This window comes from Microbacterium sp. ANT_H45B (assembly GCF_008369345.1).
Lineage (GTDB): Bacteria > Actinomycetota > Actinomycetes > Actinomycetales > Microbacteriaceae > Microbacterium.
Genome location: NZ_VOBK01000003.1, coordinates 306,991 through 323,938 on the forward strand (window position 1 = coordinate 306,991; position 16,948 = coordinate 323,938).

The following is a 16,948-nucleotide window of genomic DNA, read 5'->3' on the forward strand; positions in this document are numbered from 1 at the left end:
ACGACGCCCCCGGGGCGCCGTCTCAGATCTCGATGTCGACGGCGGCCCGTGCGGCGACGACCGAGCGCACGTACGCGACGACCTCTTCGTGCGCGGGGTGCACCTGGTACTCCTCGAGCGCCGCGATCGAGTCGAAGTCCGCGACGAGCGTGACGTCCCAGTTGGTGTCGGGGTAGGCGACGTTCGCCCCGGTGGAGATCGCGCGCAGCTGCGGCACCACGCCGTCGAGGGCGTTCAGACGGCGCGCGACATCGGCGGCCTGCTCCGCGCGGAGGTCGGCGTCCTCGGCTGCGAGCTTCCACGAGACGATGTGACGGATCATCGGGACTCCTTCTTCAGGGCGTCCTCGTTGACCGCGGCTTCGAGGGACTCCTTGAGGCGATCGGCGGAGAGACGCCAGTGCGCGTGCAGCTCTCCGTCGATCAGCACGACGGGGATCTTCTCCCACCACAGCTCGTAGAGGGCCGGGTCATCGGCGATCGACGCCTCGACGACCTCGATGCGCTCAGCCGCGGCGTCGGGAAGCTCGGCCACGACGGCATCGATGATCTCGGAGGCCACGTCGCACAGATGGCAATCGGGCTTGCCGATCAGGGTCAGCGTGGTCACGCCGAGGGCATCTCGATGTCGCGCCCCTGGGCGATCCACTCGCCGGTGCCGCCCTCGACGTTCGTGGCGTCGTATCCGCGGGACTCGAGCGCCTCGACGACACGCGCCGACCGGCCGCCGGCCTGGCAGATGACGTCGAACGACTCGGAGGGGAGCTCCTCGAGCCGGTTGCCGATCTCCGACATCGGGATGTTGACGGCGCCGGGAACGTGGCCCGCGGCGAATTCGTGCACCTCCCGCACGTCGATGAGCGGGGTGTTCGAGCGCTCTGCGAGCTCGGTGACGGTGATCGACTTCATGGCATGCTCCTGCGACGAGGGGGAAACCGGGGGTAGAGACACAAAGCGCCCGTCCGGAGACAGGCGCTCGTGTCTGGTCGCTTACTTCTTGTTGCGACGCTGGTGGCGAGTCTTACGAAGCAGCTTGCGGTGCTTCTTCTTCGCCATGCGCTTGCGGCGCTTCTTGATGACAGAACCCACGGAAACCTCACTAAGTCAGTGGCTGGGTGTCGTCGGTGACGGACACCCGGGTACGGGCACGGAAAAAATGCCTCGGATCAGTCTAGCAAACCGGGGCGCCTTCACTGTACGCGATGCGTCGTCGTCCATCGACGACGCACAGACGTGCTGCGGAGGGCCTCGATCCGATCAACCGACGTCGGCGATCGGCCGCTGCAGCGCATCGGCGACAGCGGATTCGGGGACGCGGAAGCTGCGACCGAAGCGGATGGCTGGCAACTCACCCGCGTGCACCATCCGATAGACGGTCATCTTCGACACGCGCATGAGCTCGGCGACCTCGGCCACCGTCAGGAACCGGACATCAGGAACCTCGGGCATCCCACGTACCCCTTTCTGGATTTGTGCACACTCTATGGGTTATCTGGGACGCATGTAAACCCGTGTGGCCCGTGTGATCAATGAGGCCCGCGGTGGCCACCCATCGCCAGCGACCGTCCTCGTCTCAGCCCAAACATAGGATGTATGGCGGATCCGCCCAGTTTCGTCTGGGAACCTCTGATCACGACTCACGATGGCACCGTCAGAGTCGACGCGGGCTGGGGCCCGCGGCCTCGCCCCTGACGAAGAGCCCCCCGATTCGTCGGGGGCGATGTGCATTCCGCCGCAGGTCCGCGGCAGCGCTGTCAGCCGCCGAAGCGCTTGAGCGCCGAGTCCACCACGTGCTTGGCGGACGCGACCGCGCGGCCCACCACCTCGGCCGCGTGCGCGGCCCCGTCGGGCAGCGGCTGGCCGGGGTACTCGATGTCGGGCGCGTCGTTCCCGTACGCGTCCATGAGGAAGGGGACCAGCCAGTCGTCGACGGCCTCGAGGGGCTCGACGGCGAGGCTGTAGAAGCGGCGCTGGCCGTCTTCGCGGACGCTGACCAGCTCGGCTTCGCGCAGCACCTTCAGATGCTTCGAGACCGTGGGCTGGCTGATGCCCAGATCGGCGACGATATGGCTGACGCTGGTGCCGGCATCCCCTTCGGTCGTGCGACGCAGGAGAAGCTGGAGGATGTCGCGCCTCGTACCGTCTGCGATCACGTCGAAGATGTCCGTCATGTGATCAGGGTAGTCGTCCCCGGCACGGAGTACCATGACGAAGGCTCGGCGAACGACGTCGTGCTGCCACGCACCGCACGGAGAGAACGAAGGGGGACGCGATGTCGGGCATCGTTTCGGCGTCGTCGCCTCGACAGCGGCTCCAGAACGCCGCATCGTGGAGCAAGCACATCATCACGTCGTCGCCCTCGCGCTTCGCGATCGTGATCTTCGCGATGCTCATCCTCGTCTTCACCGTGCTGCTGTCGCTGCCGATCGCCTCCGCGACGCGCACGGTCACCCCGCTGGCGGACGCCCTGTTCACCGCCGTGTCGACGATCTGCGTCACGGGACTCGCGACGGTCGACATGGCGACCCACTGGTCTCCGTTCGGCCACGTGCTGATCTTCATCGGGGTGAACATCGGTGCGCTCGGCGTGCTGACGCTCGCCTCGCTGATGGGGATGCTGATCTCCAAGCGCCTCGGTCTGCGCGCGAAGCTCATGGCCGCCGGCGACACGAATCCGATGCGCGCACACGGCGGCGTCGTGAACGAGAGCCAGACCGTGCGACTCGGAGAGGTCGGTCAGCTGCTCACGACCGTCGCCCTCTCTGCCCTCATCATCGAAGGCGCCCTGGCGATCCTGCTCTACCCGGCGCTCGTCATGGCGGGCGTCGAGCCGATCGCCGCTCTGTGGGAGGCGCCGTACTTCGCCGCGATGGCGTTCACCAACACGGGCTTCGCCCCCAACGCGGGTGGCGTCGCGGTGTTCGCCGACGACTACCTCGTGCTCTCCCTGCTCATGGTCGGCGTGTTCCTCGGCAGCATCGGATTCCCCGTGATCTACACGCTCGCCAAGCACGTGTGGCACGTCAAGAAGTGGTCGCTGCACACCAAGCTCACGCTCGTCACCACCGTGCTGCTGTTCGTGCTGGGTGCCGTCGTCTTCCTCGTGCTCGAATACGCCAACCCGAAGACCTTCGGGTCGATGGACGCGGCCGACACGACCTTCCAGGCCTTCTTCCTGTCGGCGATGACGCGCTCCGGCGGCTTCAACGTCATCGAGATGGACGACTTGAACGGCTCGTCGCTGCTCGCGGCCTCGATGCTGATGTTCGTCGGCGGCGGCTCGGCATCCACCGCCGGCGGCATCAAGGTGACGACGCTCGCCGTGCTCGCCATCGCGGTCTGGTCGGAGGCGAAGGGTCGCCAGTCGGTCGAGGCGTTCGGCCGCCGCATCCCCAGCGACGTGCAGCGGGTCGCGCTCAGCGTCGTGGCGTGGGGCGCGACGATCGTGGCGCTGTCGACGATCATCATCTCCCAGATCACCAAGGCCGACATCAGCCATGTGCTCTTCGACGTGATCTCGGCCTTCGGCACCGTGGGACTCTCGACCGGGTTGACGGCAGAGCTGCCCGATTCCGCCTCGTACGTCCTCGCGACCACCATCTTCATGGGGCGCGTTGGTACAGTGACTCTCGCCGCGGCCGTCGCCGCGACATCGCGAACGCAGTACTACTCACTGCCCGTGGAAAGGCCGATCGTTGGTTGAAGTCCTCCGGGGGGACGCTCCCGTCCTCGTCATCGGTCTCGGTCGGTTCGGCGCCGCGTGCGCGGGCGAGCTCGACCGCCTCGACCGCGAGGTGCTCGCGATCGACGACAACCTCGAACTCGTGCAGAAGTGGTCGGACCGGGTCACCCACACGGTGCAGGCCGACGCCAAGAACATCGACGCCCTGCGCCAGATCGGCGCGCAGGACTTCCAGGTCGCGGTCGTCGCGGTCGGATCCTCGATCGAGGCATCGGTGCTGATCACCGCCAACCTCGTCGACCTCAAAGTGCCGCAGATCTGGGCGAAGGCCGTCTCGCAGTCGCATGGGAAGATCCTGGCCCGCGTGGGCGCGAACCACGTCATCTACCCCGAGCGCGAGGCCGGCGAACGTGTCGCCCACCTCGTCTCCGGCCGGATGCTCGACTTCATCCGCTTCGACGACGACTTCGTGCTGGCCAAGATGTACCCGCCGAAGTTCATCCGCGGCGTCGGTCTGAACGAGTCCGGCGTGCGCACCAAGTACAAGGTCACCGTGGTCGGCGTGAAGAGCCCGGGCAAGCCGTTCCGCTACGCCGAGGCGAACACCATCGTGACCAACCACGACCTCATCATCGTGTCGGGCACCAACAGCGACATCGAGCGCTTCGCGGCCCTCGACCGCTGAGCCGCTCCCCGGCGTCTCGGCGTCGGTCGTCGCCGGTCAGGCGTCGATGTCGAGCGTCAGGTCGACGATGTCATCGATCGTGACGCTCTCGCGGTCCTGCAGCAGCTTCTTGATCGGCACGATGTAGCCGCCGTCCTTCGGCCAGAGCGCGGTCGTCACCGTGGTGCCCCCGATCGTCACCGATGCCGGGATCATGCCCCACCCGTAGGTGACGACGCTCGCCACCTCGCCGATCATCGCGCTCTCCTCCGGCGGCACGGTGACGAAGTGGAAGGGCGCAGGACCGCGCCAGAACCAGATCGCCCCCGAGAACCGCACCCGCACGTCAGGCTCCGACGGCGAGCTCTCGTGCGCGCGCGAGGGCCGCATCGGCCGCTGCGGCGAACGTACGGTCCAGGTGCGCGTTCTGCAGCACGGCGACCGCCCGCTCGGTGGTGCCCTTCGGGCTGGTGACCCGACGACGCAGCTCGGACGGCTCCTCCCCCGAGGCATCGAGCAGCGCGGTGGCCCCGATGAACGTCTGCTCGGCCATCAGGCGCGCGTCGGCCTCGCTGAACCCCATGCCGACAGCGGCCTTCGTGAGCTCCTCGATCAGCAGGTAGACGTAGGCGGGCCCCGAGCCCGAGATGGTCGAGAGCGCGTCGATCTGCGACTCGGGAACCTCGACGACCGCGCCCACGGTCTCGAAGAGGCGGTGCACGAGGGCGAGATCGTCGGCGGACGCCGCCGCCCCCGCGGCCAGACCGGTGACACCCTTGCCGACCGTCGAGGGGGTGTTCGGCATCGAGCGGATCACCCGTACCTCTGCGCCCAGGTTGTCGGCGAAAGTCTGCAGGGTGACCCCGGCGGCGAGGCTCACGACGATCGCGTCGTCGGCCAGGTGCGATGCGATCTCCCGCAGCAGATCGGGCACCATGGCGGGCTTCACGCCGACCAGCACGATCCGGGCGTCGGCGACCGCCTCGGCGTTGCCGTCGGCGGTCTCCGACAGCGCGATGCTCCTGACGCCGTCGAGATCGGCGAACGCCGACGCCTTCTCGGGCGTGCGGTTCGTGGCGGTGATGCCACCGTCCACCGGAATGCCGGAGGCCACCACGCCGCGGAGGATCGCACCTCCCATCGAACCGGCACCGACGAACGCGAGGGAGGGAAGGGAGTCAGCCATGTCGTCATCCTACGGCGGGCTCTTCCGGCGTCCGCGGACCAGCGGATCTAGACTCGTCGCATGAGTGCATCGGGTGGCGGCAAGGCGATCATCGCGGCGTTCCTGGCGAATCTGGGCATCGCTCTGGCGAAGTTCCTCGCCTGGGCGCTCTCCGGCTCGGCATCGATGCTCGCCGAGGCGATCCATTCGGTCGCCGACTCCGGCAATCAGCTGCTGCTCATGCTCGGCGGCCGCAAGGCCCGACGCGAGGCCGACAGAGCGCACCCCTTCGGCTACGGACGCGAGCGCTACGTCTACGCGTTCGTGGTGTCCATCATCCTGTTCTCGGTCGGCGGCCTGTTCGCCATCTACGAGGCCATCGACAAGCTCACCCACCCGCACGAGCTCGACAAGACCTGGTGGTGGCTGCCGATCGTCGTGCTCGTGGTCGCGATCGGACTGGAGTCGTTCTCGCTGCGCACCGCGGTCAAGGAGAGCAACCTCGTGCGCGACCGCGACCAGTCGTGGGTGTCGTTCGTCCGGCGCGCGAAGGCGCCGGAGCTGCCGGTCGTGCTGCTGGAGGACGTCGGGGCGCTGACCGGACTCAGCTTCGCCCTGCTCGGCGTCGGCCTCACGATCATCACCGGCAACCCCGTGTTCGATGCCCTCGGGACGCTGATGATCGGCATCCTGCTGGTGCTCATCGCGATCGTGCTCGGAATCGAGACCAAGAGCCTGCTCGTGGGCGAGGGCGCGACCCCCGCCGACCACGACCGCATCGTCGACGCCATCAACGCCGGCGACGAGATCGAGAAGATCATCCACATGAAGACCCTCTACCTGGGTCCGGATGAGCTCATGGTGGCGGCGAAGATCGCTCTCAACGCCGACAAGCCGCTGCGCGAGGCCGCCGACGACATCGACGCGATCGAAGCCCGCATCCGCGAGGCCGTGCCGATCGCCAGGGTGATCTACATCGAGCCGGACGTCTACCGCCCCGCGATCGATCCCGAGCCGTCGACCGACGTGTTCGTGCTCAAGTCCTCCGACTGAGTCCGGCGCCACGGCGCCTGTGCGCCTGTGAACCTGTGCAGGGTCGGCGCCCGCCGGTCAGCGCCGTTGCTCGAAGAAGTCGCGCAGCAGCGCCGTGGCGGCCGCCGCCTCGACCCCGCCGATCACCTCGGCGCGGTGCGGCAGACGCCGATCGCGCAGCACGTCGTACATCGACCCCGCGGCTCCGGCCTTCTCATCCCAGGCCCCGAAGACCACGCGCGCGATGCGCGACTGCAGGATCGCACCGGCGCACATGACACAGGGCTCCAGGGTCACGACAAGCGTGTGGCCCTCGAGGTTCCAGGTGCCCGCGGATGCCGCAGCCGCGCGCAGCGCCTCGACCTCGGCGTGCCCGGTCGGATCGTGGGTCGCCTCGCGGGTGTTCCGCCCCTCCGCGACGATCCGCCCCGAGGGATCGAGCACGACGGCGCCGACCGGGATCTCCGCGGCGTCCGCCGCGTCCGCCGCGAGCGCGAGGGCACGGCCCATCGCGGTGAGGTCGGCGGCGGTCATGCGTCGAGCCTACGACAGCGAGCGGCGGCGGCCACGGCATCCGATGTCGTGCGCGGGCGTCCGGCGCATTAGCCTGTATCCATGCGTGTCCACGTCGCCGACCACCCTCTCGTCACCCACAAGCTCTCGGTCCTGCGCGACCATCGCACACCGTCTCCCGTCTTCCGGCAGCTGACGGAGGAGCTCGTGACCCTTCTGGCGTACGAGGCGACGCGAAACGTCAAGGTCAGCCCGATCGAGATCACCACACCGGTGACGACGACGATGGGCGTGAAGATCTCGGAGCCGCGTCCGATCGTGGTCCCCATCCTGCGTGCGGGACTCGGGATGCTCGAGGGGCTCGTCAAGCTGCTGCCGACCGCCGAGGTCGGCTTCCTCGGCATGGTCCGCGACGAGGAGACCTTCGAGCCGACCACCTACGCCGAGCGTCTGCCCGACGACCTCAGCGACCGCCAGTGCTTCGCCATCGACCCGATGCTCGCCACCGGCGGCTCGCTCGCGGCGGCGATCCAGTTCCTGTTCGACCGCGGCGCCAAGGACGTCACCGCGATCTGCCTGCTCGGCACCCCTGAGGGCGTGGCGGCCATCGAGGCGCTCGTCGGCGACCGCGACGTCACTCTGGTGCTCGGCGCTCTCGACGAGCGACTCAACGAGAAGGGGTACATCGTGCCCGGGCTCGGCGATGCCGGAGACCGCCTCTACGGCACGGTCTGAGTTCCCGCAGGCTGGTCGAGCAGCGCGACGCCGAAGCCCGCGACGACGTCGCGCACCTCGGCGAGGTAACGCTGCGCCTGCTCGGTGAGGGGGATGGCCGTGCGCCCGACCCACCCGATCTCGATCCGCTCGTCGACATCGAGCGGCACGGCGACGATCTCGGGGTCGAGGTCGTCGCTGATGATGCCGGTGGAGATCGTGTAGCCGTCGAGGCCGATCATCAGGTTGAAGATCGTCGCACGATCGGACACCCGGATCTCCTGCGCGCTCGAGAGGGTCGAGAGGATCTCCTCGGCGAAGTAGAAGGAGTTGTTCGCGCCCTGGTCGAAGGTGAGTCGCGGCAGTCCGACGAGATCGTCGAGGGTCGCGCGCTCCCTCGCGGCGAGGGCGTTGCGGCGCGAGACGAAGATGTGCGGCTCCGCGAGGAAGAGCGGATGGAACGCCAGGCCCGAGTCGCGCAGCAGCTTGTCGATGACGTTGCGGTTGAAGTCGTTGCGGAACAGGATGCCGAGTTCGCTGCGTAGAGTCCGCACGTCCTCGATGATGTCCCACGTGCGGGTCTCACGGAGCGAGAACTCGTACTCCGCCGCATTCGTGCTCTTCACCATCCGCACGAAGGCGTCGACCGCGAAGGAGTAGTGCTGGGTCGACACCCCGAGGAGCCTGCGCGACGGCGGTCGGCCCAGGTATCGCTGCTCGAGCAGCTCCGCCTGCTCGACGACCTGGCGGGCGTAACCGAGGAACTCCACGCCGTCGCCGGTGAGCGTCACTCCGCGCGCCGAGCGCGAGAGGAGCGCCCGGCCCACCCGGGTCTCGAGGTCCTTCATCGCCGCCGACATGGTGGGCTGGGCGACATAGAGCAGATCGGCCGCGGCCGTGATGGATCCCTCCGCAGCGACCTCGATGAAGTACTGGAGCTGCTGCAGCGTGATGCCGCTCGGTCGCCTTGGCATAGCCCAATCCTATAGGAACGCATAGTGGAGCCGAATTACCCGATGACCGCGCTCCCGCTGCACGATGAGAGCACAGCTCCTGAGAGGCCGACCCCGGCCTCACCCCCTTCGGATTGGCTTCTCATGGCGAACGACATCACGTTCAGCATCACCACCACGCGTTTCGACGAGGACTATGCACCGTCGGATGCGTCCCGGATCACGACGAACTTCGCCAACCTCGCGCGCGGCGAGCGCCGCCAGGAGAACCTGCGCAACGCGCTCGCGATGATCGACCGTCGATTCAACGACCTCGCGCACGAGGACAACCCCGACGGGGACCGGTACACGGTCGAGCTCGACATCATCTCGGTGCAGCTGCGCTTCTCCGACGGCGCGGACGAGGAGTTCCCCGTCCTCGAGGTGCTCGACGTGCACATCCTCGACCGGCTCACGGGCGAGCGCCACCAGGGCATCGTGGGGAACAACTTCTCCTCCTACCTCCGCGACTACGACTTCAGCATCGTCCTGCCCGCAGCCAACGCGGGCGGAGGGGGCTTCACGACGCCCGATGACTTCGGCGCGCTGCACGGCAAGCTGTTCCAGCACTTCGTCGAGTCCGACGCGTATCGGGAGCGGTTCCCGCAGTCACCGGTCATCTGCATCAGCGTGTCGACGAGCCGGACGTACCGACGCACCGGCGAGGAGCATCCCGTGCTCGGCGCCGAGTACGTGCAGGATTCGTTCTCGCTCACCGACGAGTACTTCGGCAAGATGGGTCTGCAGGTGCGGTACTTCATGCCGCGCGGCAGCGTCGCCCCCCTCGCCTTCTACTTCCGGGGCGACCTGCTGAGCGACTACTCCGATCTGCAGCTCATCGGCACGATCAGCACCATGGAGACCTTCCAGAAGATCTACCGCCCCGAGATCTATCACGCCGACGCACCCGCCGCGGAGGTCTATCGTCCGAGCCTCGAGCACGAGGACTTCCAGCGCACGGACATCACCTACGACCGCGAGGAGCGGAGCCGACTGGCGGTGACGCAGGGACGCTACGCCGACGAGCACTTCGTCACCCCGCACCGTCGGGTGCTGGACGAGTGGGCCGCCTCCTACCCCGCCCTGGTCCGATGAGCGGCGCGGGATCAACGGCCGTGAACACGCTGCTGCCCACCGCGATCGTCGGCAGTCTGCCCAAGCCGGCGTGGCTGGCGAAGCCCGAGGTGCTCTGGTCGCCGTGGGAGCTGCAGGGTGACGCGCTCGCGGAGGGCCGGCAGGATGCATTGCGCGCGGCGGTGCACGAGCAGCAGCGACGCGGCATCGACATCGTCAGCGACGGTGAGCAGACCCGGCAGCACTTCGTGACCACCTTCATCGAGCACCTCGACGGGGTCGACTTCGAGAAGCGCGAGACGGTCCGCATCCGCGACCGGTACGACGCGAGCGTGCCGACCGTGGTGGGCGCGGTGAGCCGACGCCAGCCGGTGTTCGTCGCGGACGCGGCCTTTCTGCGCCAGCAGACCGATCGGCCGATCAAGTGGGCGCTCCCCGGCCCGATGACGATGATCGACACCCTCTCCGACCACCACTATCGCAGCCGCGAGAAGCTGGCGTGGGAGTTCGCCACCATCCTCAACCAGGAGGCCAGGGAGCTGGAGGCCGCGGGCGTGGACATCATCCAGTTCGACGAGCCCGCCTTCAACGTCTTCTTCGATGAGACCAAGGACTGGGGCATCGCCGCACTCGAGCGCGCTGCCGAGGGACTGCGTGCGGAGACGGCGGTGCACATCTGCTACGGATACGGGATCAAGGCGAACAACGACTGGAAGGCGACGCTGGGTGCGGAGTGGCGACAGTACGAGGAGTCGTTCCCCCTTCTGCAGCAGTCCTCCATCGACATCGTCTCTCTGGAGAGTCACAACTCCCACGTGCCGATCGATGTCATCGAGCTCATCCGCGGCAAGAAGGTCATGCTCGGAGCCATCGATGTCGCGCGCGAGCAGATCGAGACTCCGGAAGAGGTGGCCGGCACTCTCCGGCGCGCCCTCGAGTTCGTCGATGCCGACCTGCTCATCCCCAGCTCCAACTGCGGTATGGCCCCCCTTCCGCGGGGCGTCGCGTTCGACAAGCTCAGCGCATTGTCGGCGGGGGCTCGGATCGTCCGACAGGAGCTCGGCGTCGGCGCAGGGGTGGGCGTGGGCTGACACGGGCTCTCGACACGGTGACGGCCGGCGACGTCGGTGCGGCGCATGTTCCGACGAGGACCGGCTCTGATCACACCGTCAGGCGGTATCCGCGCTCCTCGCCGAGACGAAGGAAACCCGAACGAGCGAGTATCGGAGCCGATGTCGCGGTGCGTCCCTTGACGAGCGCCGTCTTCGCCCCGAGAGACGCGCTCACCCGCAGCCGTTCGGCGAGCACCGCACGGTAGGCGCCTCTGCCTCGGGCCCGCTCGATCGTGGCGGCGCCCCACAGACGAGCGAACCCCTCGACGATCGTGCACCCGCCGGTGCTGACGGCCTCCCCGTCGAGGCGCGCGAGCACGCGGACGTGCGTTCCCGCCTCGAACGTCGAGGTGACCTCCTCGAACTCGACCCTCAGCCCCTCGTCGTCGAGTGGCTGCTGCTGCCACACCGGCACGTTGATCGCATCGACCTCGCGGACCTGATCGAGCGTCCGCACGACCTCGGCGGTGACGCCGGCGGGGACGTCCACCGCAGCTCCGTCGACAGGACACGCGAACACCGCCACCGTGTCGATGTGCTCGGCTCCACGCCGGCGCAACTCGGACTCGAGGTCGGGCCGGTCTGACGCGTTCGTCCAGAAGACGAGCTCGTTCTCACCCCATGCCCGGGTACGGGTGAGGGCATGATCGAGGACGTCCCCGGCATCGGCCTCCGACTCGACCTGAGATCCGCGCACGCCGCCGCCGAACCGCTCGGGGTAGCGCACCAGCTGCAGGTCCGTCTTCTCCTGCTCGCTGCCGCGCGGGAGCCACACCCACAGCGCCGATGCGCGCAGGATCTCCTCGGTCGTGTGCAGGAGTTGCGCCTCGTGACCACCTGTCATGTTGTGACCACCTGTCCAGTCGTGAACACCTGTCATGTCGTGACCACCTGTCATGTCGTGACCGCCTGTCAGCTCGCGGCACCGACGAGGCGGGCGAACGCGCTCATCCGCGCGACTCCCTCGGGAGTGCGGGGAAGGTCGTCGAGGAGCGCCGGCGAGTGGATCAGATAGGCCGCGACCTGCGCTCGCGAGATCGCGACGTTGAGCCGGTTCTGCAGCAGCAGGAACTCGGGGCCGCGGGGAGCGTCCCGCCCGCTGGACGCCGCGAGAGTCGTGATCGAGACCACCGCCTCCTTGCCCTGGAAGTTGTCGACGGTTCCGACCGGCACGTCCGGGAACCCTGCCTCGGCGAGTGCGTCATGCACCAGCTGACGCTGTGCGTTGTACGGCGCCACCACGACGATGTCGTTCTGGGCGAGCGGACGCACCGTCGCCGTCGCGTCGTTGTCGGTGAAGGCACGGCCCACCAGGTCGGAGACGAGCGCGACGACCTGGGCCGCCTCTTCGGGCGACTCGGTGGCGTTGCCCCGATGCCGCAGAGGGACGACATGCAGACCGGGATCGACGCCCTCGAGTTCCCGCCGCTCGGTGCCGGGAGCGGATGCGAGCTGCCCGGCGTAGGCGAGCGTGGACACCGGTTCGGCGAGGAGAGGATGCATCCGCCAGGAGCGCGCCAGGAAGTAGCCCTGCTCGGGCCGGACGACCGCATCGCCGTCCATGACCCAGCCGAGTGCCGAGGTGTCGACCGGCTCAGGATGCGCGCCCTGACTGACCTGGGGAAGCTGCTGCGGGTCACCGAGCAGCAGCAGGCGTTGCGCGCTCGCGGCGACGGCGATCGTCGAGGCGAGCGAGAACTGGCCGGCCTCGTCGACCACCAGCAGGTCGAGTCCTCCTCGATCGACGCGAGCGGTGTTGCTGAAGTCCCAGGCCGTCCCCCCGACGACGACGCCGTGGTGCGCATGCTCGCCGAGGAACGCCGCCATCCCGCTCTTGGGGATCGCGGTGTACGACGGGTCGATCGACGGATCCTTCGGGGCCTTGCCCACCTGCGCCGCGGGAACGCCGTCTGCCACCACGCGGTCGAGCAGGTTCTCGATGATCGCGTGCGACTGCGCGACCACCCCGATCCGGAAACCGTGGTCGGAGACCAGACGGGCGATCACCTGCGAGCCGGTGTAGGTCTTACCGGTCCCGGGTGGCCCCTGCACGGCGATGTAGCTGTGGTCGAGGTCGAGGATGCCGCGAACGATCGCATCGATCGTGTCGCCGTCGCCCGTCGGCAGCGGCGCACCCGAGATCGTGCGAGGAGGGACACGACGCAGGATGTCGGTCGCTGCATCGCGCGGGAACGCCGGCGCCTCGGCGTGCACGGCGTCGGCCCACTCGTCGATCGCCCCCTGCAGAGACACGACCCGGGGCGGGGCGGCCGGGGTGAGGGCGAGCGGCACTTCACTCCAGGTCTGTCCCTGGATGGCCGTCTCGGTGATCAGGAAGCCGTCGTCGAGCACCTCGGCGACGGTGACCGTGTGCGGCACATGGACCGCGCGCGAGGGCACCTCCGTGTCGAAGGGAGCCGGCACCGCGTAGAGGGCGAAAGGCTGAGCACCGGCACCCACCGTCGTGCCGGGCGACACCTCTCCCCTGATCTCGACATCGCGCGACATCACCCGTCGGCCCTCGGGCACGCTCCAGTCGCGCACCACGCGCGACGCACCCCTGTCGACGCGCACCACGTCGCGTGTGCCGTCCCACATCGTGACGGGCTCGCGCAGCCGCTGGAAATGCGACACCCAGAAGCTCTTCGCCTCCCGGGGGAAGTAGTCGATCGCCGCGGCGGCGATCCGGTGCACGAGTCCGTCGCCGCCGTCGTCGATGGCGCGCTCGGCGTCGGCGAGCAGAGCGACCGAGCGCGGAGACGGCTCGTAGATGACCTCGTCGGCCTCGTCGGGCGGGGCGGGGTTCACGCCCTCCTTCTTGGCGATCTCGATCAGCCAGTTGCGCAGACGCCTCGTCGACACGCAGTCGTACCGGTTGTAGTCGGCCAGGTCGGCGAACACCGCATCCGCCTCCGCACGCTGCCCGGCGGCGGCGAGCTCACGGGCGGCGACGTACTGCACGATCGAGTCGTCGCCCTTCTGGACATCGCTGGTGCGGACGTCCGCCCCCATGTACAGGGGCTCGAGCTTCTTGATCGAGTACGACCTCGACCCCACCCGCACGGTGCGCAGCACCAGCGGGTAGAGGTCGACGAACACTCCCTCGCGCAGCAGCCGATCGATCTCCGCCTCGCGCACACCGTGACGCGCCGCCATCGCCACCAGGTGCGAGGTCTCATAGGGCGCGTAGTGGTAGATGTGCATGCCCGGATGGGCGGTGCGGCGGACCTTCACGAAATCCAGGAATCGCTCGAACGCCTCCCGCTCGGCGGCGAAGTCGTGCGCCCAGAGCGCGGTGTACTGATCCGCGTTGTCGACCCATCCGAACAGATAGTCGATGCCCCAGTGGCCCTGCCCGTCGGGCGCGGGCTCCGTGTAGAGCGGGTCGCCCTCGAAGTCGAAGAAGATGTCGCCGTGACTCGGCACGGGCAGTGTGTGGATCGCTGCGGCGTAGTGAACGTCGTAGGTCGGCACACCCTCGGCATCCGCCCGGATCTGCAGCCGTGCCTGCGCCCGCAGCGTCTCGAACGTGTCGACGTTCATGCCGTCGGGCGGCGCAGCGGCCTCCGCCAGCGCGTCGATCGTCTCGATCCCACCGGCACGCAGACGCGCACGCTGCACGGGGCGCATACGCGCGACCATCAGCAGATCGCGGTGCGCGATCACCTGCTCCTCGCAGGTGGCGCACCGGCCGCAGGCCACCACCTCGAGGTCGCCGCGATCATCGCCCCACGCCAGGGCGGCCTCGGCAGACGGATCGTCGATCCGTCTGTCCGCTATCAGCGCTCGGAGGCGGGCGCGGCGCACCTGGAACAGCGGGAGCAGATCGTCGACGGCATGCGTGCTGAGGGAGCCGTCGCCGAGGATGAGGTCGACGGAGTCGGATCGCGGAACGCCGAGCCGGTCGAGCTGGTCGACATATGCCGCCAGCTGCATGAGGGCTGTGACCCGTGCGGTGCGGGCGAGCTTGGAATCCTGCACGCGCCAGCGGCCGTCGTCGTCACGCTTCAGGAAATCGGCGAATCCGACGAATTCGGGAGTCGCGAACGCCGCCTGGAAGACGACCGCCGCGTCGGAGGCGAGCGCCTGGACCGTCTCGTCGACGGCGGCCGCGAGCGCCTCGGCATCGACCGACGACACCTTCTCGATGCGGTGCACCCGATCATCGCCGAGGTCGTCGATGTACCGGGACAGGACGTTCTGCTCGTGCACGTCTCCGAGCTCGGCGGCCCGGGCGAGGGTGGCGTTCTCAGGCTCGACGACAGCGGGGACCCGCCCCAGCTTGGCGTCGATCGCCCGACACCAGGCGAACTCGCATTCGGCGGCCGCCTTGAGGTCGCTCGCGCTCCAGATGACGCGCTGCGCCTGAGTGTCGATCCGCACGATTCTCCCGTTCCCTCGGATGCTTCGACACTAGCCGCGGCGTCCGACACGGGATCACGACCGAGCCGGCGTCAGCGCCACCAGGTGTCGTCAGGAGTGACCGGGAGGCTTCGCTTGTGCTGGGTGGCGAGGTAGCGCGACTCGATCCGTCCTGCGACGTCGGGGTCCACCTGCCGCCCTTCGAGGAAATCGTCGATCTGCTCGTAGGTGAGCCCCAGCTCGTCCTCGTCGGCGCGGCCGGGCTGACCGTCCAGGAGGTCGGCGGTCGGCACCTTGAAGGCGAGGCGATCGGGGGCCCCGAGACGCAGCAGCAGCGAGCGCCCCTGGCGCTTGCTCAGGCCGGAGAGGGGCAGGATGTCGGCGGCACCGTCTCCGAACTTCGTGTAGAAGCCGGTGACCGCCTCGGCGGCATGATCCGTGCCGATCACCAGGAGCCCGTCGTGGCCGGCGAGCGCATACTGCGTCACCATGCGCACCCGGGCCTTGATGTTGCCGCGGTTGAAGTCGCTGATGTCACTGGTGACGGCGAACTCGATGTCCTCCTCGACGCCGTCGACGCCGTTCTGGATGTTCACTTCGACAGACGCGTCCGGAGCGATGAACTCGAGCGCGGCCACGGCGTCGTCGGCATCCTTCTGCACCCGGTACGGCAGCCGCACGGCCAGGAACTTCGCCTCGCCTCCCTCGGCTCGCACGCGTTCGACCGCCATCTGGGCGAGCCGGCCGGCGAGGGTGGAGTCCTGGCCGCCGGAGATACCGAGGACGAACCCCTTCGCGCCGGTCGCACCGAGGTAGTCGACGAGGAACTGCACACGGCGCTCCACCTCGACCTCGGGGTCGATCTCGGCCACGACACCGAGTGCTTCAGAGATCTGCTTCTGCAGGGACACGTGTTCCTCCGGTCTACTCGACGTCAGTATCCTCCTCCAGTGTTACATCGGGATGAACCGAGCGCACGCGCACGGCTTCGCGCCCCGCGATCCACCTGGCAGGATGGCGGGGTGAAACTTCTCGTCGCAGCCATGGCCTCCGAACTCGCAGCCTTCCCGGAGGACCTCGAGGGATTCGAACGGCTCGTGACGGGAGAAGGCAAGATGCAGGCCGTCTACGCGCTCACACGCGCGCTCGACGCCGCCGAGTACTCCGAGGTGGTGGTGGTCGGCACCGCGGGCGGCATCGACCCCGACCTCGAGGCCACCGTGCACGAGATCGGCAGCGCTCTGCAGCACGATGTGTTCGACCTCGACGGCGTCGCCGGCCAGCACGTATCGCTCCCCGCCCGGGTGTCGACCGGTCGGGAGGGCGTGCTGATCGCAACCGGTGACAGCTTCGTCGGCGATGCCGGGATCACCGCCGTCATCCGCCCGTCCGGTGCGGGGCTGGTCGATATGGAGACCTACGCCTACATCTGGGTCGCTCAGCAGTTCGGCGTGCCGATCCGGGCTTTCCGTGCGATCTCCGATCGCGCGGAGGACGGCGCTCTCGTCGACTTCCGCGAGGCCATCGCGCGGTGCAGCGTGCAGCTGCGCGAGGTGATCCGTCGCGAGTACGGCGTCTGACGACATGCACTGAGCGCACGCGCCCGCCACCGTGGCGCGCACATCAACGCGACTCGATG

Annotated in this window: 20 protein-coding genes; 7 read left to right on the plus strand and 13 right to left on the minus strand. The window is 68.4% G+C overall.

Features of this window, described 5'->3' with window-relative positions:
- Nucleotides 1-22 precede the first annotated feature (22 nt).
- The 6 genes from FQ142_RS13670 to FQ142_RS13695 all read right to left on the minus strand — a co-directional run bounded on the left by FQ142_RS13670 (nt 23) and on the right by FQ142_RS13695 (nt 2,170).
- Nucleotides 23-322, minus strand: a complete 300-nt coding sequence (locus FQ142_RS13670) for a Dabb family protein (protein WP_149423733.1) — start codon at nt 320-322, stop codon at nt 23-25.
- Nucleotides 319-609 carry a glutaredoxin family protein gene (locus tag FQ142_RS13675; protein ID WP_149423734.1) on the minus strand — a complete coding sequence of 97 codons (291 nt, stop codon included), beginning with the start codon at nt 607-609 and terminating at the stop codon, nt 319-321. Before FQ142_RS13675 ends, FQ142_RS13670 begins: the two co-directional genes overlap by 4 nt.
- Complete coding sequence (locus FQ142_RS13680) at nt 606-908, minus strand: rhodanese-like domain-containing protein (RefSeq protein WP_056412525.1); 303 nt, start codon at nt 906-908, stop codon at nt 606-608. The genes FQ142_RS13675 and FQ142_RS13680 overlap by 4 nt, the downstream gene beginning before the upstream one ends.
- Before the next feature lie 81 nt (nt 909-989).
- On the minus strand, nt 990-1,088 hold the full coding sequence (locus FQ142_RS13685) for a 30S ribosomal protein bS22 (protein WP_003792170.1): 99 nt from the start codon (nt 1,086-1,088) through the stop codon (nt 990-992).
- A 168-nt stretch (nt 1,089-1,256) separates the two neighbouring features.
- Nucleotides 1,257-1,448: a helix-turn-helix domain-containing protein gene (locus tag FQ142_RS13690; RefSeq protein WP_042538977.1), complete on the minus strand. Its 192-nt coding sequence runs from the start codon at nt 1,446-1,448 to the stop codon at nt 1,257-1,259.
- A gap of 305 nt (nt 1,449-1,753) precedes the next feature.
- Complete coding sequence (locus FQ142_RS13695) at nt 1,754-2,170, minus strand: ArsR/SmtB family transcription factor (RefSeq protein ID WP_056412530.1); 417 nt, start codon at nt 2,168-2,170, stop codon at nt 1,754-1,756.
- A gap of 101 nt (nt 2,171-2,271) precedes the next feature.
- Here FQ142_RS13695 and FQ142_RS13700 point away from each other — a divergent pair, with 101 nt between their 5' ends.
- Both FQ142_RS13700 and FQ142_RS13705 read left to right on the plus strand, forming a co-directional pair.
- A complete protein-coding gene (locus FQ142_RS13700; RefSeq protein ID WP_045254745.1) occupies nt 2,272-3,702 on the plus strand; it encodes a TrkH family potassium uptake protein in 1,431 nt (476 codons plus the stop codon).
- Nucleotides 3,695-4,366 carry a potassium channel family protein gene (locus FQ142_RS13705; protein ID WP_045254746.1) on the plus strand — a complete coding sequence of 224 codons (672 nt, stop codon included), beginning with the start codon at nt 3,695-3,697 and terminating at the stop codon, nt 4,364-4,366. Before FQ142_RS13700 ends, FQ142_RS13705 begins: the two co-directional genes overlap by 8 nt.
- 36 nt (nt 4,367-4,402) lie before the next feature.
- Here FQ142_RS13705 and FQ142_RS13710 read toward each other — a convergent pair whose 3' ends face one another.
- Both FQ142_RS13710 and proC read right to left on the minus strand, forming a co-directional pair.
- Nucleotides 4,403-4,690 (minus strand): DUF1905 domain-containing protein, encoded by a 288-nt coding sequence (locus FQ142_RS13710; protein WP_149423735.1) that lies wholly within the window; start codon nt 4,688-4,690, stop codon nt 4,403-4,405.
- Nucleotide 4,691: 1 nt separating this feature from the next.
- Entirely contained in the window at nt 4,692-5,531 is an 840-nt protein-coding gene (gene proC, locus FQ142_RS13715) for a pyrroline-5-carboxylate reductase (protein ID WP_149423736.1), read from the minus strand.
- 60 nt (nt 5,532-5,591) lie between these two features.
- Between proC and FQ142_RS13720 the strand changes: the two genes are divergently transcribed.
- The gene (locus FQ142_RS13720; protein ID WP_149423737.1) at nt 5,592-6,563 is read left to right on the plus strand and encodes a cation diffusion facilitator family transporter; all 972 of its coding nucleotides are present in this window, start codon (nt 5,592-5,594) and stop codon (nt 6,561-6,563) included.
- A 57-nt stretch (nt 6,564-6,620) separates the two neighbouring features.
- Here FQ142_RS13720 and tadA read toward each other — a convergent pair whose 3' ends face one another.
- Nucleotides 6,621-7,076 (minus strand): tRNA adenosine(34) deaminase TadA, encoded by a 456-nt coding sequence (gene tadA, locus FQ142_RS13725; RefSeq protein ID WP_056412541.1) that lies wholly within the window; start codon nt 7,074-7,076, stop codon nt 6,621-6,623.
- 81 nt (nt 7,077-7,157) lie between these two features.
- Here tadA and upp point away from each other — a divergent pair, with 81 nt between their 5' ends.
- The gene (upp, locus tag FQ142_RS13730; protein WP_045254751.1) at nt 7,158-7,790 is read left to right on the plus strand and encodes a uracil phosphoribosyltransferase; all 633 of its coding nucleotides are present in this window, start codon (nt 7,158-7,160) and stop codon (nt 7,788-7,790) included.
- Here the strand turns inward: upp and FQ142_RS13735 are convergent.
- On the minus strand, nt 7,775-8,743 hold the full coding sequence (locus tag FQ142_RS13735) for a LysR family transcriptional regulator (protein ID WP_056412544.1): 969 nt from the start codon (nt 8,741-8,743) through the stop codon (nt 7,775-7,777). The two genes, upp and FQ142_RS13735, sit on opposite strands and share 16 nt — an antisense overlap.
- Before the next feature lie 123 nt (nt 8,744-8,866).
- On the opposite strand from FQ142_RS13735, the gene FQ142_RS13740 reads away from it, so the two are divergent.
- A complete protein-coding gene (locus FQ142_RS13740; protein WP_149423738.1) occupies nt 8,867-9,856 on the plus strand; it encodes a putative oxygenase MesX in 990 nt (329 codons plus the stop codon).
- Between the two features lie 20 nt (nt 9,857-9,876).
- Nucleotides 9,877-10,926 (plus strand): methionine synthase, encoded by a 1,050-nt coding sequence (locus FQ142_RS13745; protein WP_149423739.1) that lies wholly within the window; start codon nt 9,877-9,879, stop codon nt 10,924-10,926.
- A gap of 70 nt (nt 10,927-10,996) precedes the next feature.
- On the opposite strand, the gene FQ142_RS13750 is transcribed toward FQ142_RS13745, so the two are convergent.
- The 3 genes from FQ142_RS13750 to nadE form a co-directional block, all read right to left on the minus strand.
- Nucleotides 10,997-11,791 (minus strand): hypothetical protein, encoded by a 795-nt coding sequence (locus FQ142_RS13750; RefSeq protein WP_149423740.1) that lies wholly within the window; start codon nt 11,789-11,791, stop codon nt 10,997-10,999.
- Nucleotides 11,792-11,859: 68 nt separating this feature from the next.
- Nucleotides 11,860-15,330 (minus strand): TM0106 family RecB-like putative nuclease, encoded by a 3,471-nt coding sequence (locus FQ142_RS13755; protein ID WP_149423741.1) that lies wholly within the window; start codon nt 15,328-15,330, stop codon nt 11,860-11,862.
- 71 nt (nt 15,331-15,401) lie between these two features.
- Nucleotides 15,402-16,220 carry an ammonia-dependent NAD(+) synthetase gene (nadE, locus tag FQ142_RS13760; RefSeq protein ID WP_149423742.1) on the minus strand — a complete coding sequence of 273 codons (819 nt, stop codon included), beginning with the start codon at nt 16,218-16,220 and terminating at the stop codon, nt 15,402-15,404.
- Between the two features lie 111 nt (nt 16,221-16,331).
- Between nadE and FQ142_RS13765 the strand changes: the two genes are divergently transcribed.
- The gene (locus FQ142_RS13765) at nt 16,332-16,889 is read left to right on the plus strand and encodes a nucleoside phosphorylase (protein WP_149423743.1); all 558 of its coding nucleotides are present in this window, start codon (nt 16,332-16,334) and stop codon (nt 16,887-16,889) included.
- The last annotated feature ends 59 nt before the right edge of the window (nt 16,890-16,948 follow it).

Coding starts and splice junctions, on each gene's coding strand:
- FQ142_RS13670 (WP_149423733.1), bottom strand. CDS start 322: ATGATCCGTCACATCGTCTCGTGGAAGCTCGCAGCCGAGGACGCCGAC.
- FQ142_RS13680 (WP_056412525.1), bottom strand. CDS start 908: ATGAAGTCGATCACCGTCACCGAGCTCGCAGAGCGCTCGAACACCCCG.
- FQ142_RS13690 (WP_042538977.1), bottom strand. CDS start 1,448: ATGCCCGAGGTTCCTGATGTCCGGTTCCTGACGGTGGCCGAGGTCGCC.
- FQ142_RS13695 (WP_056412530.1), bottom strand. CDS start 2,170: ATGACGGACATCTTCGACGTGATCGCAGACGGTACGAGGCGCGACATC.
- FQ142_RS13700 (WP_045254745.1), top strand. CDS start 2,272: ATGTCGGGCATCGTTTCGGCGTCGTCGCCTCGACAGCGGCTCCAGAAC.
- proC (WP_149423736.1), bottom strand. CDS start 5,531: ATGGCTGACTCCCTTCCCTCCCTCGCGTTCGTCGGTGCCGGTTCGATG.
- FQ142_RS13720 (WP_149423737.1), top strand. CDS start 5,592: ATGAGTGCATCGGGTGGCGGCAAGGCGATCATCGCGGCGTTCCTGGCG.
- tadA (WP_056412541.1), bottom strand. CDS start 7,076: ATGACCGCCGCCGACCTCACCGCGATGGGCCGTGCCCTCGCGCTCGCG.
- upp (WP_045254751.1), top strand. CDS start 7,158: ATGCGTGTCCACGTCGCCGACCACCCTCTCGTCACCCACAAGCTCTCG.
- FQ142_RS13735 (WP_056412544.1), bottom strand. CDS start 8,743: ATGCCAAGGCGACCGAGCGGCATCACGCTGCAGCAGCTCCAGTACTTC.
- FQ142_RS13740 (WP_149423738.1), top strand. CDS start 8,867: ATGGCGAACGACATCACGTTCAGCATCACCACCACGCGTTTCGACGAG.
- FQ142_RS13750 (WP_149423740.1), bottom strand. CDS start 11,791: ATGACAGGTGGTCACGAGGCGCAACTCCTGCACACGACCGAGGAGATC.